Genomic DNA, 17,978 nt, shown 5'->3' on the forward strand with positions numbered 1-17,978 from the left:
AATTTCTATTGTTAATAAAAGCCTTATAGAATTTTTTGTCTATAGGGCTTTTTTATAAAATATTATTAGTATTTTATAATTTTGTTATTTATTATAAATAAAGTCTTTTATTAGTTTTATATTGATATTTTTTACATTAATTATATAATTAAGAAATGTATTATTTTTGTAGGATTTTTATATATATTGTATTTCTAATTAGTTTTATTTCTTGCGGACTTCCAGATATCACTAGTATTACACAAGAGATGAATCAGCCTTTTATAACAAAAATTACACCAATGGACAAAAAGATAGTAATAGAATTTCAGGCACAAAATAATGAACCATCATTTAGCGGTTATAATATATATTTTGGAGACAGCGTTAATCCGAGAATATATAGGATTTATAGTCAGCAAAAGACAATTCCTACAATAGTAACTACAAGAAGCACAACTCTGCAGAACTTTACTTTTACAATAGAAAAAAATATTTATTATACAGGAAGTAATGTTACAGAAATTTCACTTCTTCCAGAGAATGATATAAAAAACGGCATACCTATATATGTGTGGGTAAGCTCTTATCAAATAACACCGCAAAATGAAAGTTATTATTATTATGATAATTACGTCAAGATGGCAACACCAAGACCAGAAGTGTCAAATCAAACTATAAATGTTAATAATACCATATCTCTTGAAGGAGGTAATTTAGCTCAGTTAACATTGAATACTACAGATAATAAGCTTTATTTTTCTAGTCCGCAAAATGAAAATGGAGTGTGGTCGGTTCAGCGTGTGGGTGGCAGTTCTCTTTATGATGTTGTAGTGCCTCCAACTGAAGGATATACTACAGAGAGTTTGGAGGTTATTGCGGGTAGATTATATTTAATAAAGATTAATAAAAATAATGCTAATTATTATGGAAAAATATTTGTAAGGAGTGTTAACAGTGTTAATAGTATAGTAGCAGATTATTGCTATCAGATTAGTGCCGACATATTGAGTTATTAAAGATGAAAAAAATATTTTTACTTACCATGTTTACTATATTTTTTAGTTCCTGTGCTGAAGAACTTGTTACGGTAATAGATGAATATAATATGCCTTATGAAATAAAGGCTATACCTGGTAATAATAAAGTAAGTATAGAGTTTTGGTCTGGAATATTAGCATCAGATTTTGCGGGATTTAATTTATATGCAAAAACTTCAGAAAGTATGAATCAACCAGATGATGCTATATTAAATACAACAGATCAAGCACTTCCAACTATAAAAGGTACAAATCATACCCGCACTAATTTTACTATAGAGATTCCAAATTATACTTTTGTAAATAATACTAAATATTATATAACAGTAACAGCATACGGTACAAATGAATTGATAGAAGAAAAATATATTGAAACAAAGATTAGCACTATAGTACCAGTGATACCAAGACCAGAGGGCAGTGCAACTATTACAGCTAATATAGATGTTACAGGAGCTGGAACTGTTGCTACAAGGAATGGCAATATGATTAATGTTTTTGGTGCATGGAAAGTGCAATATTTTGGTTATCAGACTAATTTTAATAGTGTGGTTATTGTTACCAATATGAATGGATTTGATAATAATGCACCTTATTTGGTTAATGGACTTTATATATTTTATAATGGTTCTGCTTTAGCAAAAGTTTTAATAGGAGCTAGTAATACTTATCAGTGGGCTTATCAGAATAACGCTGCTTCTTGGAATGGAGTATAGGTTCTATATACTATCAAAAAAAAGGCAAGCTGATTTATGATTACTATTAACCTCTTTTAACACAGCTTCTGTATTTTGGCATTCGTTTTTGGCATATATGCATCTTGTGTGGAATCTGCATCCTGTTGGTATATTTGATGCATTAGGAATCTCTCCTTTAATTGGAAGTTCCTTAATAATGTTTGCTCTTCCTGTAGAAGCATCAGGCACAGCAGAAATTAATGCTTTTGTGTAGGGATGTTTAGGATTTTCTATTATTTCATTAGCTTCTCCTATCTCTACAATACTTCCTAAATACATTACAGCTATTCTATCTGCAAAATATTTTGCAGTTGATAAATCATGAGTAATATATATATAACTTAATTGTTTTTGCATTTGCACTTCTTTCATCATATAAAGTATTTCTGCTCTTGTAGATAAATCTATCATAGATACAGGCTCATCAGCAACAATTAATTTTGGATTAAGTATTAAAGCACGAGCTGTTGCAATTCTTTGACGCTGTCCTCCAGAAAGCATGTGCGGATATCTATCCATAAACTCTTCAGGAGGATTAATCTTTACATCTTTGAGAGCTTTTATCACCATCTCATCATAATGTTTTTCATCACCTTCTATATTATGAATATAAAGTGCCTCTTTTAATACATCTCTTATTTTAAATCTAGGGTTCATTGAGGCATAAGGGTCTTGAAATATCATCTGCACATTTTGTCTGTATTTTTTTATTTTTTCTTTATCAAAATTATTAATGTTTTCATTTTCAAATATAATATTTCCGGAAGTAGGCTCTATTAATTTCATTATTAATTTACCGATGGTTGTTTTTCCGCTTCCAGATTCACCTATAATAGCAAGTATTTCTCCTTTTCTTATTTCTAAGCTTACATCATCAACTGCTTTTATTTCTTTTGTTTTTTTTATTAAACTTTCTATTATATTGCTATGAGGTTTAAAATATTTTTTTAGATTTTCTATTTTTAATATTATATCATTATTCATTTTACAACTCATTTATTAATTATTTAATTATCTATTAAGTGGCATGCACATAAATGTTTATTTCTAATATCTTTTAATAAAGGCTCTTCATCTTTGCATTTATCAATTCTCTCTTTGCATCTGTCATAAAACATGCATCCTTTAGGATGATTAAGTAAATTAGGAGGAGTGCCTTCTATAAAATCTAATTTATCAACGGTTTTTTTTAGCCTTGGAGTAGCTGCTAATAATCTCTTTGTATATGGATGTTTTGGATTATTGTAAATATCTTCACTTTTAGCTAGCTCTGCTATTTTTCCTCCATACATTACACAAACTCTATCAGATATCTCTGCCTCTAATGCCAAATCATGAGTAATAAATATAAATGATAAATTAAAATCTTTTTTTAGTTTTTTTAATAGATTTATTATTTGAGCCTGCACTATAACATCTAATGCGGTAGTAGGTTCATCTAATATTATTAATTTAGGTTTTAAAAATAAAGCAGCTGCTATTACAACCCTTTGCTTCATTCCTCCGGAAAGCTCATGAGGATATCTATCCATTACGCTATGGTGAAGCCCAACATATCCTAAATATTCTTTTATGAGCTTATAGGCGTCATTTTTATTCATATCAATATGCCTATTTAATGTTTCAAGCATTTGATAGCCTATAGTATATACAGGAGTGAGAGAGTTCATAGCTCCTTGAAAAACCATAGATATTTTTGACCATCTTATATTTTTTCTTATATATTCTTCTTTAAGCGGTATTATATCTTCATTATCTAATATAATTTTTCCGCCTTCATATTTTCCGGGAGGGGAGGGCATTCTTAGAAGCGATGTTGCAAGTGATGTTTTTCCGCAGCCTGATTCTCCAACAATGCCTAAAGTTTCTCCTTCTTCTATATCAAAACTAATATCATTAATAGCTTTTATATTGCCTTTAGATGTGTGATAATACATCTTGAGATTTTCTACTTTTAATATAATTGACATATATATATTATTACCTTAAATATTATGTTAATTATAATATATTATAAAAAATTTACAATCTATATATTTTTTATTCTATATTGTCTTGAGCTTGTCTTAATACTTCATATATGGCTAAACTGTTATTGTCTCTTGCTATATCTATAGGCAATTTTCTGTTATTGTTTTCTATATTAATATCCGCACCAGCTATAACAAGCTCGCTTACTATATCAATATTTCCAGCCCTAACAGCATTATGCAAAGGTGTGTCTCCATATTGATTTTTTATATTAAGCTCTGGTTTTTTATTAAGCAAAAGTTTAACAATATTTAATTGAGAGTTTTCAGCTGCCATATGTAAAGCAGTGCTTCCATATTTATCTATAGTATTTAATTCTACATTTCTTGAGAGTAATATTCTCACTATATTTTCAAGCCCAGTTCTTGAAGCTCTCATTAATGGTGTTAAACTTGATATATCATTGGCTCTGTTAATATCAGCACCATTTTCAACTAAAAGCTGAAGTAAGTCTATATTATCAGTATTAATAGCATATTCTATTAAAGAGCTTCCATCTTCCATAGTTGTTTTATTTAAATCTGCTTTATTAGTAATGAAGAATTTTGTTAATTCCATATCATTATTCATTATAGCAATATTTAAAGCACCAAGCCCATTAGCATCTGTTATATTAATATCAGCTTTGTTTGCTATTAATAACTCTATCATAGGTATTCTTGTTTTTACAATAGGACTTTTTATAGCACACATTAAAGCTGTACTATAATCATAGCTTTGAATATTGACATTTGCATTATTAGAAATTAAAAGCTTAGCTAATTCTATATCTCCGTTATTAGCAGCATACATAAGAGAAGTCCATCCCTCATTGTCATAAGAATTAACATCAGCATCATTTTCTAAAAGTATTCTAACTGTGTCAATATACGAATTGCCGGAAGCTATTATTAAGGCATTCATTCCATTTATATAACTGTTAATATCATTTTTATTAAAGTTAGTTATAATATCATTCATTATTTTAGCACTATTTGCTGCACCATTTTGAAGAAGAACTAAATCCACTGGCTGTTTGATTGAACTATTATTAAACTTAGAACCCGCAGCAGCCATTATAACATTTCCATATTTCTTATTAAAACTATTATTTTCTGCTTTTGAACCTTTATCTAAAAAGTACTTAAATAAATCATAATCTAATGATACTATAGAATTATATAATACAGTACTTCCATCAGCATTTCTATAATTAATATCCGCACCATTATCTACTAAATATTTAACTATACTTCTATCGCTGTTTTCAATAGCATAACTTAAAATAGCAGACTCTCTCTTTAAATCAAATGAATTATCTAGTAACAATTTTATCATACTTTTATTTGTTTGGGATATTGCATAATACATAGGGTAATTTTTTATATCATCTCCAGTATAAGAACCATACACATTAGCATTTCCTTCTTTTATTAAAAGTTCTGCTATTTTTTTGTTATTGTTTTTTATTGCTAAGAGCAGAGGAGTTATTCCTTCATCACTTGATATTTCTGTATCTGCTTTATTTTCTATTAAAAACTTAACAGCCTTTATGTTGTTTGCTTCAACGGCATGATAGAGAGGAGTTTTATTTTCTATATCAGTATCATTAATATCAGCACCATAATTATTTACAAACTCTTTTACAACACTATCACCATATTTTTTATTGTATATAGCCTCATCATATATCTCATAATTTTGAGTCATTTTATTTAAATTTGACCTTTGTGTTATAAATAAGAATGTACCAACAAGTATTCCTGCTCCAATTAATAGTATAAAAATAATTGCTAATGCTATAATTATTACTTTAAATAAATATTTTTTATTTTCATCGTATTGATTATTATTATTATTATTATTATTCATAAACGTTCCTATTAAAAGACTTAAAAAAACTTATTAAAAAACTTGCATACAATATAACATATTTTATATAAATTAAAAGGCTGTATTTTTGAATAATTATTTGTGAAAAGCTTTGTTAAATAAAAAAGGCCTTATTATACACATGCATAATAAAGCCTGCAAATTATTATTATTAATTATCTTTTAGCCATTTCATATTGTTTAGGGAATGGTACATCAATGCCTAAAGTTCTTGCAGCTTGCAATGCCCAATAAGGATTTCTTAATAATTCTCTGCCTATGTATATTGCATCAGCAGCAGAGTTTCTAACTATCATATTTGCCATTTTAGGGTCGTATATAAGCCCTCCTCCTATACAAGGCACTGTCATATACTCTTTTAATTCTCTGCAGAAAGGTATTTGATAGCCTTCATAAGGAATAATCTTACCATCTGCCGTAACTGCTCCAGTACTAACATCTATAGAATCTATTAATTTAGCTTCTTCTAAAGGTTTTAGCATTTCAGCAAAATCTTTTACAGTGTTTCCATCTTCTTTCCAGTCATATGAAGAAATTCTTATTTGTATAGGGTAATCGCCTCCTACGGCTTCACGGCATTTTCTTAGTATTTCTTCTAAGAACTTAGCTCTATTTTTTCCGTATTCATCTGTTCTTTTATTTGATAGCGGTGATAAGAATGTAGAAATCAAATAACCATGAGCAGCATGAAGTTCTATGATATCAAATCCTGCCTTTTTAGCTCTTACAGCAGCATTAGCAAAAGCATCTACTACTTCATTGATATCAGATTGTGTCATTTCTATAGGTGTTCTATATTTTTCATTGAATGCTATAGCACTTGGAGCATATATTTTATCTATTTTTACAGATTCGCATTTTCTTCCAGCATGTCCTAATTGTATGCCTATTTTTGCTCCATTAGCATGAACTGCATTTACTAATTTGCTTAAACCATCTATATATTTGTCGTCCCATATAGCTAAATCATTATCAGTGATGCTGCTTACATAAGGCAAAACTCCAGTAGCCTCTACTATTATTAAACCTGTTCCTCCTATAGCTCTAGTAGCATAATGCTGTATATGCCAATCATTAACATACCCATCTTCAGCACTATACATACACATTGGAGGCATTACAACTCTGTTTTTTATTTCTATATTGCCTATTTGTAAAGGCGTAAAAAGATTGCTTTTTTCAGTTTTCATTATAAAAACTCCTTAAAATAATATGCTTATATGTGGTATAGTATATAAAAAAAATCATGACAATTCAAGTTATTTAGTATGCTTTTTAAACATTTTTGAAAGCTTTAAATTCTTTATTTTCACATATTTTTTGATTTAAAATACAAATTGAAAATACTATAATGACTGTTTAATAATTAAATATTGTTCAAGTTGTGCAGTATATCTTTCATTTTGTTCATAGCTATAGCTCTATGACTCATAGAGTTTTTTTGCTCTAAAGTCATCTCAGCATATGTAACATCATATCCATTAGGCTTAAATATAGGGTCATAGCCAAATCCATCAAATCCTTTAGGGCTTTCTACTATTATTCCATCAACTCTTCCCTCTAAAGCTATATAATAATTATCATCTAATACACATACAGCAGAAGTGATAAAATAAGCAGTTCTATCATTTTTATTTTTTAATTTATCTAATATCATCTGCATTTTTTCTTTATAACTTAAATTTTCTCCGCCGTATCTTGCAGAATATATTCCTGGTTCCCCATTAAGAGCATTTATACAAATCCCAGAGTCATCTGCCAAAGATGCGAGTTTTGTATAATTATACACAGCCCTTGCTTTTATCAATGAGTTTTCTATAAAGCTATTTCCATCTTCTATTATCTCACCAATATCAGCAGGCATAGGCAATATCTCTTTTGCAGAGCCTTTAAATATATTTTGTATCTCAATTAATTTATGCTTATTTGCAGTAGCTATTACTAATTTGTTTATCATATTTTATATTTTACTCCCTAAACTGAAGTGAATACAAATATTGATATTTTCCGCCTTTTTTTATAAGCTCTTCATGCGTACCAGATTCTATGATTTGACCATTTTCTACAACACATATATAAGTGGCATTTTTTATAGTTGATAATCTGTGAGCAATTACGAATGTAGTTTGAAGATTAATAATTTCATTTAATGCTTTTTGTACATACATTTCACTCTCAGTATCTAATGCACTTGTAGCTTCATCAAGTATTAATATAGAAGGCTTTTTTAATACTGCTCTTGCTAAAGCTATACGCTGACGCTGACCGCCTGAAAGCATTACTCCTCTTGGACCTATATGAGTATCGTACCCATTTGGTAATTTTAATATAAACTCATCAGCATGTGCTATTTTTGCTGCCCTTAATAAATCATCATCAGTAGCATCAGGATTTGCATAAAGTATATTTTCTCTTACAGTTCCATAAAATAAAATATTTTCTTGAGATACCACACCAATTTGATTTCTTACGCTTCTTGTATTAAGTTCATTAATATCTACACCATCAAATCTAATAACGCCTTCAGAAGGTGTAAATAATTTAGGTATAAGGCTTATTAGTGTAGTTTTACCTCCGCCGCTGTTACCAACAAAAGCAACTACATCTCCTTTTTTTACATTAAAACTAATAGGTCCTAAATGGAAAGGCTGTGTGTCACTTCTTTTTGGATATTCAAAATTAACATTTTCAAAAGTTATAGAATGCTCTATAGGCTTCATTTGTTTTTTATTAGGATCATCTACATTTTCAGGCGGTAAATCTATAATTTGAAATACTCTTACTGCTATAGCTTTTGTCATTTGTAAGTTTATGAATATTCCAGATAAATCTCTTACAGGAGTTGAAATATTAAGCATATAAAGTAAAAAACCCCATAAAAATTCAAAAGGCATCTCCCCTTTAAAAATTAAAAATCCGCCGTAAGCAAGTATTACAAGCATAGCAGCTATCATTACAAGTTCAGTCATAGGTCTGTTTAAAGAAGTGAGTAAAATTATTTTTCTCATCAAAGTGATTAATTCAGAATATAAAGACCTATATCTTTTAACTTCTTGATCTTCTTTAGAAAATATTTTTATAACCTCTATTCCTCTTATATCTTCTTGTATAACAGAAGTTGTACTTCCTAATAAATTTTGCTGAGCTGAAACTCTTGTTTTAATTAATTTAGAAACTTTATCTATTCCTAAACCAATTAATGGAGCAGCTATAAAACATGCTAAAGTTAGTTTTACATTTAATAAAAGCAATACTGCTAATGTAAGTATTAATGTTAAAGGGACTGTTATCATATTTGGCAATGTACCAGATAAAAATCCCTCTATAGTTCCAGATTCATTTAGTACCCTGCTTATAATATCTCCTTCTTTTTCTTGTTTAAAATAGGATATGTCAGTATTCATTAATCCTTTTAGCATGTCAGCACGAACATCTTTTCCTATTTCTTGAGCAGTAAAGGCAAAAAGAAATGTTTTAATATAGTCAAAGCCAACACGAAATAATACATATACAAAACCTATTATTATAATAAAAGCAAACTGAGCTATTATAATTGGATTAGCAAAAGAGTCTGTTGTTAAAAATTGTTCTGTTAATTGTTTAGTATTTATATTTCCAAATTTATTCGCTAATTCATTTACAAACGGTATTTTATCTAATAGATTAACTTGTTTTCCGCCTGTAATAGATATCGCTAATTGACCAAAGAAAGGAGGAAGTATATTGATTATTGTATACATTATACTAATTAGAAAAGATGGAATAAAGAGCTTTTTATGCTTCATAGCATATGACAACATTCTTTTATAAATATGTTTTTCGGGATTGGAATAATATTTTTTTATATGCTCTTCTGTTACAGCGCCATAATCAAATGCTCTATTATCTTTTTTGAAAAATTCTTTTATTTTTTTTATCATTGAAAATCCTAAAGTATATGCAATTAAACTTCATATATTTTATATTTAATCATTAATTAATGCAATAAAAAACAATCAATTTGAGTAGTTGTTAGTATAGATTTAAATATTATTTATATTATAATCTATAACTATATTTTATAAAAGTTGATATGTTTTATGGATAATTTTATTATAACAATAAGCAGACAATATGGAAGCGGTGGAAGACTAATTGGAGAGAAATTAGCTAAGATACTTAATGTTAATTTTTATAACAAAGAATTAATTGATATAGTTGTTGATAAAACAGGGTTAGCTAGGGGTGTTATAGAATTAAAAGATGAATGTTTTATAAATGATAATATATTTTTCACAGCTTATAATAAAGGAAAATTCGAAAGTCCTTTCACCGAAAATAAAACTTATTCTACACTCGATAGAATATTTGAAATACAAAGCAAGGTTATAAGAGATATAGCTCAAAAAGAATCGGCTGTTATAATAGGAAGATGTGCTAGTTTTATTTTAAAATACTTTGATAATTCTTTTAATGTATTTATTCATTCTTCTATAGAAAATAGAATAAAAAGAATAAATGAAGAGTATGGAGTAAAAATAGAGAATGCCGAAAGAGAATTAAAAAATATGGATTCTTATAGATATAATTATCATAAATATTATACTGGAGAGGAGTGGGGAAATATGATAAATTATAATATGACTTTAGATAGCGGATGTTTTAATTATGATGAGATTTGTGATATTATAATATATGGGATGAATAAAAAATTAAAAAATATAAAAAAATGATGAATTTTATAATTTAATGTATTATACTATAAACAAAACTATTTTAGGATTAGTTGGAAATGATAAATTCTTTACAAATAAAAGATTTTTCTGAAAGCGATTATTTTTCCTATGAAGCCTTATGCTGCTTATGGGAAGATGAGAATATTAGTTTAATTATAGATTTTGGAGAAGAAGCAAATAAATCTGATATGTTATTAAAATATATAGATAAAATTAATGAAATATTAAAATGGATAGAAGAGCATAAAAAAAATATATCAGACTTTCTTATTTCAAAACAATGTATTACTTTAGCTGAAGAGTGGGTTGCCGCAAACAAGCAAATTGATGATAATTCTTATCAAAATACTCTTGGAGAAATTATTAATATACCTATAAAAGAAGAAGATTTTTATAAGGCTATGTATTTAGACAGCATACTTATTGATTTTGAAGAAGATGAATCTAGACCAGATACCACTATGCATATACTTTTTGAACCTGATTATTTTAAGCATCATTCTTTGATAGTTTATGTTGATGGGGATAAAAATATTGAGTATGGTGATTTAGCAGGATAATTTTTTAATATTCTAATTTTTTATTTAAATAATCCTTTTTTATTATAGAGTTTTTTTCTTTTATAATATATATTTATTGTATAATTTTTCAGTTAATTAAACTGTTAAATAGAAAATATTGTTTAAGAGGGATAATTTAATGTCAGAAAATCAAAATAATTCTGAAAACACACAAAATGAAAAAAATTCTATTGTAGAAAAAAATGCAGAAAAAGAAAACAGGAAAGAAAAGTTAAACACATTAAGAAGTATGGGAATAAATCCATTTCCAAATAGTTATGATGTAACTTATAAATCGAAGGATATAGCAGAGAAATTTGAAGAGCTTGAAAAGAATGAAACAGAAGTTGCTGTTGCTGGAAGAATTATGCTTTATAGAGTGATGGGCAAATCTTCATTTTTAACTATAAAAGATTCTGAAGGCACTATTCAAGCATATATACAAAAAGATAAACTTGGTGATGAGTTTTATAATACAGTGTTCAAAAAACTTATAGATATAGGAGATATTGTTGGTGTAAAAGGTACTGTATTTAAAACAAAAACAGGAGAGATTACAATATATGCAAGCGAATTAAAACTTCTTACAAAATCATTAAATCCGCTTCCTGAAAAATTTCATGGACTAACAGATACAGAGCTTCGCTATAGACAAAGATATGTTGATTTAATAATGAATGATGATGTTAAAGAGGCATTTATTAAACGTTCTAAAATGATATCTGCTATAAGGGAAGTAATGATAGAAAATAATTTCCTTGAAGTAGAAACTCCTATGATGCATCCATTAATTGGCGGAGCTAAGGCTAAACCATTTGTTACACATCATAATACTTTAGATATGACTCTTTATTTAAGAATAGCACCTGAACTTTATTTGAAAAGGCTTATAGTTGGCGGTTTTGATAAGGTGTTTGAGCTTAATAGAAATTTCCGTAATGAAGGAATATCTACAAGACATAATCCAGAGTTTACTATGATGGAAGCGTATATGGCTTATGCTAATTTCCATAAGGTTATGGAATTGGTAGAGGAAGTATTCTCAAAAGTATGTTTCAAATTAAATGGAAAATACACTTCTCAATATAAAGATTATGAGATTAATTTTAAGCCTCCATTTGCAAGAGTTTCTATGGTTGATTTAGTTAAAGAGCATTCAGGACTTGATTTTAATGCTATAGTAAGTGATGACGAAGCTATATCAAAAGCAAAATCAATAGGTGTAGAGATAGACACTTCAAAAGGTAAGCCTAGTAAATGGGAAGTAATGGTTGCTGTATTTGAAGAGAAAGTGGAAGAAAAACTTATTCAGCCTACATTTGTTATTAATTATCCTAAGGCAGTTTCTCCTCTTTCAAAATCTTATCCTGACAATCCAGATATTACAGAGAGATATGAATTATTTATAGGCGGAATGGAAATGTCTAATGGATTTAGTGAGCTTAATGACCCAATAGACCAAAAAGAGCGTTTTGAAGAGCAATTAAAAGCTAAAGCACGCGGTGAAGATGAAACTATGGATATGGATTTAGACTTTATAAATGCATTAGAATACGGTCTTCCTCCTACTGGTGGGCTTGGTATAGGAATAGATAGGATGGCTATACTTTTCTTAAATGTGCCTAGTATTAGAGATACTATTCTTTTCCCTCAAATGAGAAAATTAGAATAGTTTATATTTACTAAATCAATACTATAATGGTTATTATAGTTTATAAAAAATAAAAAGGATAATAAAATGAGAAAAATATTTTTATTGTTTGTAGTATTTGTTATTGCTATTTCTTGTTCTAACAAAACAGAAAATAATAATGCAATGCCAAATGAAACACAATTAACTTCAAACACTATTACTTTTGAAGGAGATTTTGTTTATTATGCTGATTCTGCCATATTTAGTAATTATGCAGAGATGAAAAATTATCCTGTAGCTATGGAAGGGGAGTATATTAATTTAGAGAGAGAATATACTGCTTTTAATTTTGCTGAACCTACTAAAGTTAATCTTAAAGTAGAGGGTTATTTAGAAGATAGAGCTGGCATGGAAGAAGGTACTACTAATAAATATTTAATTGTTACAAAGATTATAGGCTTTGACACTAATAAAATAGCACCTTTATTTACTGAATGATTTTAATTATTTATGTAAAAGAATTGATGCTAACTTGTGAATTACACATAGGTTAGCATTTTTTATATGTATTAAAAAATATTTAAATTTATTACTCTTTTTGTTATAATATAAAGAAAAAAATTATGGAATAAAAATGCTTAATAAAGAATATATAAATTATTTAGAAAAACAAAATATATTAATACTTGGAGCTACATTAAGAAGCGGTGTGAGTATTGCAAATGTTTTGTATGATATAAATTGTAATAACAATATTAATATTGAGTACGCTTTAAGTGATAGTAAAACAGAAGAAGAATTAAAGCTAAGTATAGAAGCATTAAAAGATAAGAATGCAAAATTATACTTTGGAAAGCAAGATATTAATATTTTAGAAGATATTACATTAATAATAATTTCTCCCGGAGTGCCTCAAAGTATAGATATAGTAAAAGAAGCTAAAAGAAGAAATATAAAAGTTATAGGGGAGATAGAGTTCGCTTATAATTTAATTCCAGATAGAAATTATATATCAGTAACAGGTACAGATGGTAAAACTACTACAGTTAATTTAATTTATAGTATTATAAGTTCTTATAAAAAGGCGAGATTATTAGGAAATGTTGGAAATACTTTTTCTAAAGAAGTTGAAAGCATAGAAAAAGATGAAGATATAGTGTTAGAACTTTCAAGTTTTCAGTTGGAAACGATTTATAATTTTCATTCTCATATTTCTGTGATACTCAATATAGCTGAAGACCATTTAGATAGATATGATGATATAGAAGATTATTTTAATGCTAAGAAAAATATTACTAAAAATCAAAACTGTTATGACTTTTTAATATTGAATTATGATAATTATTATACTAATAGATATTATAATGAGCTTATAAAAGAAAAGGATATATCTTTTAATGTATTAACTTTTTCTACTAAATATAAAGAATCTAATTTATATTATAATAGTGAAGATGAATGTTTGTATTATAATGGTAAAAAATTATTTTCTATAGCAAAAAGGCAACTTCTTGGGATGCACAATATAGAAAATATTTTAGCTTCTGTTTTGGCATGTATAAAAGATAATATACCGGTAGAATATATAGATAAAGCTGTTAATAGTTTTAAAAGTATAGAGCATAGATTAGAGTTTGTAAGAGAGATAAATGGAGTAATATATATAAATGATTCTAAAGCAACATCTATGAGTGCTGTTATGAGTGCTTTAAAATCGTTTGATAAAAACATTATACTTATTATGGGTGGAAGAAATAAAGGTATAGATTTTAAGCCTTTAAAGTCGATTATAGAAGAGAGAGTTAAAAAACTTATTCTCACAGGTGAAGCATCTGAAGATTTAAATAAGATGATAGAAGTTTCTAATAAAATTATTATAAAAGATTTTACAGAAGCATTTAATTATGCAAAGAAAATAGCTGTAAATGGAGACACTGTTTTGCTTTCACCGGGTTGTGCGAGTTTTGATAGTTTTAAAAATTATGAAGAGCGTGGGAAATATTTTAAGGATTTGGTTAATAGATAGAATGCTTTTAAATAATTTTTTATTAAATTTAAATAAAATATAATTAAAAAAACTGATTTTTTAGAGGTAATATATAGATGAATATTCATAAATTAATATTTAAGATACCTTTTATAGTTACGATTTCTGTTATAATTGCCACTATATCTAGTATTATCGTTGTTTCTATTATATCGTCAAAGGCGATGGATGTTATAGTTAGAAATGGACTTGAATCAAATGTTTTGTCTTATAATAAGCTTGTTGATTTATGGTTTGAAGATAATAATAATTCCATGGTGAATTTTTCAAAAAATAATGATATTATTAATTTTCTGCAAAATACTAATGACGTTGTTTTAAGATTAAATGCTGAAGGAGCATTAAAATCTTTTGCAGACAGTAAAAACTCTTTTTTGAACTTTATTATTATAGATACAGAAGGAAATGCAATTTTAGATTCTTCTGGCGGAAGTTTATTAGGAGTATCAATCAATAAAGGAAATGATGATTGGAAGATGTTTGAAGCTTCTGGATATAATTCTGGAGGAGAAAGCAGTATAGAAAAATCAATAATGACAGGACTTCCAACTTATAGATTGTGGCATGGTATAAAAGATAATAATGGAAATTTAATAGGAATATTATTTGGCAATGTTAATTGGGCAGATTTTGTTGATAGATTTATTAGTAATTTTAGTATAGGTAATTCTGGTCAGATTGTTATTATAGATAAAAATAAAAAAATATTAGCTCATAAAGACAAAAACAAAATATTAACTACAGATAATTATCCGCCTTATGAAACAGTGATAAAAGATAAAAACGGAATGATTACTTATAAAGATGCTAAAGAAATATATTATATGTCATTTCATAATATAAAAAATACGAGTTGGTATATTATAGTTTCTATGGCAGAAAGCGAGTTGTATGCTCCTTCTAAAAATATGATTTTGTATGCGATAATAACTGCTATTGTTGTTATAGGTGTTTTGGTTGCGTTTGCTTTTTTCTTTACTAAAAGACTTATTTCTTATGTTAATGAGGCATTAAGGGTTGCTAGTATTATATCAGATGGAGATTTAACTTTTAATATAGCTGATAAATATTTAAACAGAAAAGATGAAATAGGATATTTAATAAGAAGTTTTGACAATATAAGAAATTCTATGAAGAGAATAATTGAAACAGCTAATTCTAATATAGATTTAACTAAAAAAACAGCCTATTCACTTTCTTATGCCAATAAAGATTTATATAACAGAACAAATGAACAAATAGACTCTTTAAGTAAAACAGCAGAGGCTACAGAGGAGATATCAAGCACTATAGAAAAATCTGTAGATAATGCTAATTTAATTAATAAAATGATGATAGAGTCAAGAGATGCTATAGAAAAAGCAGGAAGTATTATATCAGAAACTGCTAAAAATACAGAAGAGGCTTTTGAATATAGTAATAAAATTAGCGGTTTAGTAAAATTTATAGAGGACATTGCTTTTCAAACTAATATACTTGCTTTGAATGCTTCTGTAGAGGCGGCACGTGCTGGTGAGCAAGGGCGTGGATTTGCAGTTGTAGCTTCTGAAGTTAGGAATTTGGCACAGACTACACAAAGCTCTGTTAATAACATAACTTCTTTTATTAACGGCAGTAATGAAAAAGTAAAGAATGCTACTAATTCTGCTAACACTTCAAGAGAATTGTTTGCTGATATAGAGAATAAAATAAATGAAACTACAAAAGTAATAGAAGATATGGTTAATACTACAAATGAACAGATGGCAGGTATTAATAATATCAATAGTGCTGTTATGAAGATGGATTCTAAGACTCAAGAAAATACTAGTTTGGTATATTCTATGCAGGAATCTTCTCAGGAACTTGAAAAACAAATGGAAGAGCTTTTTAATGCTATGAGCTTTTTTAAGGTTGGTCCTCGCAGATTAGAATGGACTAGTGAGTATTATACACATAATAAAATAATAGATGAGCAGCATAAGCAGATTATAGATTATGCTAATAAAGTGCATAATGCTTTATACAACAATGATAAAAATGAAGTTGATGAAGCATTTAAAGGGGCTATAGATTACACTAAATATCACTTCTCTGAAGAGCAAAAAATACAAATGCAAAATAAAGAGAATTATCCAAAAATAAAAGAACATTTTGAGGAACATAAGAAGTTTATTAAAGCTATTAATGAAGAATATGAAGCATTTAAAACTAGTTCCAATTGGAGAGAGATTGCGGAAGATTTTTCAGGGCTTTTAGCAAAACTTTTAATAGAGCATATTGGAGTTTGGGATAAGGAGTTTGTTAAAACTGCTGATATAAAAGATTATTAATTATTCCAGTTTGAACCGAATGGGGAGCTTTCTATTAATTTATTATAGAATAGCTCTCTTATTTGTTTTAAAAAGAGTTTTGTTTCTGTGCTTGAATAGTCTGCATAAGTCCAAGGAAGTTCGGTGTAGCCTTTTTTCTTTTTGTATATTAGAGTTAAATCGGCAAATACTCCGTCTTTTAAATATATTCTATGAGTGAAGTTTTTATTTGTTACTAGCACAAAGTTTTCTAAAGTAAGTATTGCGGGGTCTATATTTATTTTTCTGTTATTGTTACTGTCTAAATATTTTTTCTCTATTTCATCAGTAGTTTTTTTTACTTCTACTATATAATCTCTCTCTATCATATTTTCAAATACTATGAATCTCTTTTTTAAATCTTCTCCCATTTCATCAGCATAGTAATGAGAATGAGAAAATAAATACTCTTCTCCAATTATTTTAGTGTTTCCAAAATTGTTTATTAATTCAATTAAAGTATTATTATATATTTCAGATTCACTATACATTAATGCAATAACGAGCACTGCTTTTGATTGTTTAATAGATTTACTCATTGTAGTATAATATATTAATTTAATTTTATGTTCAATAGCTCTGTAGACATAATTTCAATAATAATATATTATTAGTTTTTAAGAAGGTGTTTTGGTTTATGAATAATAATTTTTTAAAGAGTGTATCTATTATTTCTCTGCTATTTATTATGCTTTTGGCAAAGAAACAAGTTATAATAGGGGAAGTAAGAGTAGTAGGCACTTATATTTTTCCAAATGTAGTTATATCTGAAAACAATATAGATTATTATTTTGATGAAGATTTTTTTGAAGAATATTCTAAATATCAGGGTAAAATCATTAGTATAGAAGCCAGAGTAAAAAAAGAAACGCTATGGCTTGCTGATAAAAGTAAATCTTTTGACAGATATACAATAAAATGGGTTAGAAAAATTGAATAAACATTTTATAATGTATTAATATATACTGTTTTTTAATTATAAATAATATGTTAAGGTATTGATATAATATTTATAATATGTTATAATTAATGAA

The 17,978-nt window shown here is 27.5% G+C and carries 16 protein-coding genes; 9 read left to right on the forward strand and 7 right to left on the reverse strand.

Going from position 1 to position 17,978, the window contains the following annotated elements; all coding sequences use genetic code 11:
* The first annotated feature begins 155 nt into the window (after positions 1–155).
* Both EPJ72_RS07620 and EPJ72_RS07625 read left to right on the forward strand, forming a co-directional pair.
* Entirely contained in the window at positions 156–998 is an 843-nt protein-coding gene (locus EPJ72_RS07620) for a hypothetical protein (RefSeq protein ID WP_147731593.1), read from the forward strand.
* Positions 999–1,000: 2 nt separating this feature from the next.
* Positions 1,001–1,735 carry a hypothetical protein gene (locus EPJ72_RS07625; protein ID WP_147731594.1) on the forward strand — a complete coding sequence of 245 codons (735 nt, stop codon included), beginning with the start codon at positions 1,001–1,003 and terminating at the stop codon, positions 1,733–1,735.
* A gap of 3 nt (positions 1,736–1,738) precedes the next feature.
* On the opposite strand, the gene EPJ72_RS07630 is transcribed toward EPJ72_RS07625, so the two are convergent.
* The 6 genes from EPJ72_RS07630 to EPJ72_RS07655 form a co-directional block, all read right to left on the reverse strand.
* Positions 1,739–2,740, reverse strand: coding sequence for an ABC transporter ATP-binding protein (locus EPJ72_RS07630; RefSeq protein WP_147731595.1), 1,002 nt, complete (start codon positions 2,738–2,740; stop codon positions 1,739–1,741).
* A 23-nt stretch (positions 2,741–2,763) separates the two neighbouring features.
* Positions 2,764–3,726 carry an ABC transporter ATP-binding protein gene (locus tag EPJ72_RS07635; RefSeq protein ID WP_147731596.1) on the reverse strand — a complete coding sequence of 321 codons (963 nt, stop codon included), beginning with the start codon at positions 3,724–3,726 and terminating at the stop codon, positions 2,764–2,766.
* Positions 3,727–3,796: 70 nt separating this feature from the next.
* Positions 3,797–5,638: an ankyrin repeat domain-containing protein gene (locus tag EPJ72_RS07640; RefSeq protein ID WP_147731597.1), complete on the reverse strand. Its 1,842-nt coding sequence runs from the start codon at positions 5,636–5,638 to the stop codon at positions 3,797–3,799.
* A gap of 176 nt (positions 5,639–5,814) precedes the next feature.
* Positions 5,815–6,849: an NADH:flavin oxidoreductase/NADH oxidase gene (locus EPJ72_RS07645; RefSeq protein WP_147731598.1), complete on the reverse strand. Its 1,035-nt coding sequence runs from the start codon at positions 6,847–6,849 to the stop codon at positions 5,815–5,817.
* Positions 6,850–7,025: 176 nt separating this feature from the next.
* Entirely contained in the window at positions 7,026–7,616 is a 591-nt protein-coding gene (gene rdgB, locus EPJ72_RS07650; RefSeq protein ID WP_147731599.1) for an RdgB/HAM1 family non-canonical purine NTP pyrophosphatase, read from the reverse strand.
* Positions 7,617–7,626: 10 nt separating this feature from the next.
* Positions 7,627–9,579 (reverse strand): ABC transporter ATP-binding protein, encoded by a 1,953-nt coding sequence (locus tag EPJ72_RS07655; protein ID WP_147731600.1) that lies wholly within the window; start codon positions 9,577–9,579, stop codon positions 7,627–7,629.
* A gap of 159 nt (positions 9,580–9,738) precedes the next feature.
* Here EPJ72_RS07655 and EPJ72_RS07660 point away from each other — a divergent pair, with 159 nt between their 5' ends.
* The 6 genes from EPJ72_RS07660 (at position 9,739) to EPJ72_RS07685 (ending at position 16,926) form a co-directional block, all read left to right on the forward strand.
* On the forward strand, positions 9,739–10,371 hold the full coding sequence (locus EPJ72_RS07660) for an AAA family ATPase (RefSeq protein WP_147731601.1): 633 nt from the start codon (positions 9,739–9,741) through the stop codon (positions 10,369–10,371).
* Positions 10,372–10,433: 62 nt separating this feature from the next.
* Positions 10,434–10,934, forward strand: a complete 501-nt coding sequence (locus EPJ72_RS07665; protein ID WP_147731625.1) for a DUF2262 domain-containing protein — start codon at positions 10,434–10,436, stop codon at positions 10,932–10,934.
* A gap of 139 nt (positions 10,935–11,073) precedes the next feature.
* Positions 11,074–12,606 (forward strand): lysine--tRNA ligase, encoded by a 1,533-nt coding sequence (gene lysS, locus EPJ72_RS07670; protein WP_147731602.1) that lies wholly within the window; start codon positions 11,074–11,076, stop codon positions 12,604–12,606.
* Positions 12,607–12,672: 66 nt separating this feature from the next.
* Positions 12,673–13,065, forward strand: a complete 393-nt coding sequence (locus tag EPJ72_RS07675) for a copper homeostasis protein (RefSeq protein ID WP_147731603.1) — start codon at positions 12,673–12,675, stop codon at positions 13,063–13,065.
* Between the two features lie 136 nt (positions 13,066–13,201).
* The gene (gene murD, locus EPJ72_RS07680; protein WP_147731604.1) at positions 13,202–14,593 is read left to right on the forward strand and encodes a UDP-N-acetylmuramoyl-L-alanine--D-glutamate ligase; all 1,392 of its coding nucleotides are present in this window, start codon (positions 13,202–13,204) and stop codon (positions 14,591–14,593) included.
* 77 nt (positions 14,594–14,670) lie between these two features.
* A complete protein-coding gene (locus EPJ72_RS07685) occupies positions 14,671–16,926 on the forward strand; it encodes a methyl-accepting chemotaxis protein (protein ID WP_147731605.1) in 2,256 nt (751 codons plus the stop codon).
* On the opposite strand, the gene EPJ72_RS07690 is transcribed toward EPJ72_RS07685, so the two are convergent.
* The gene (locus tag EPJ72_RS07690; RefSeq protein ID WP_199749275.1) at positions 16,923–17,483 is read right to left on the reverse strand and encodes a DUF4416 family protein; all 561 of its coding nucleotides are present in this window, start codon (positions 17,481–17,483) and stop codon (positions 16,923–16,925) included. The two genes, EPJ72_RS07685 and EPJ72_RS07690, sit on opposite strands and share 4 nt — an antisense overlap.
* 98 nt (positions 17,484–17,581) lie before the next feature.
* On the opposite strand from EPJ72_RS07690, the gene EPJ72_RS07695 reads away from it, so the two are divergent.
* Positions 17,582–17,884 carry a hypothetical protein gene (locus EPJ72_RS07695; protein WP_147731607.1) on the forward strand — a complete coding sequence of 101 codons (303 nt, stop codon included), beginning with the start codon at positions 17,582–17,584 and terminating at the stop codon, positions 17,882–17,884.
* Positions 17,885–17,978 lie beyond the last annotated feature (94 nt).

Origin of the sequence: Brachyspira pilosicoli (assembly GCF_008016535.1) — a bacterium.
GTDB classification, from domain to species: domain Bacteria; phylum Spirochaetota; class Brachyspiria; order Brachyspirales; family Brachyspiraceae; genus Brachyspira; species Brachyspira pilosicoli_A.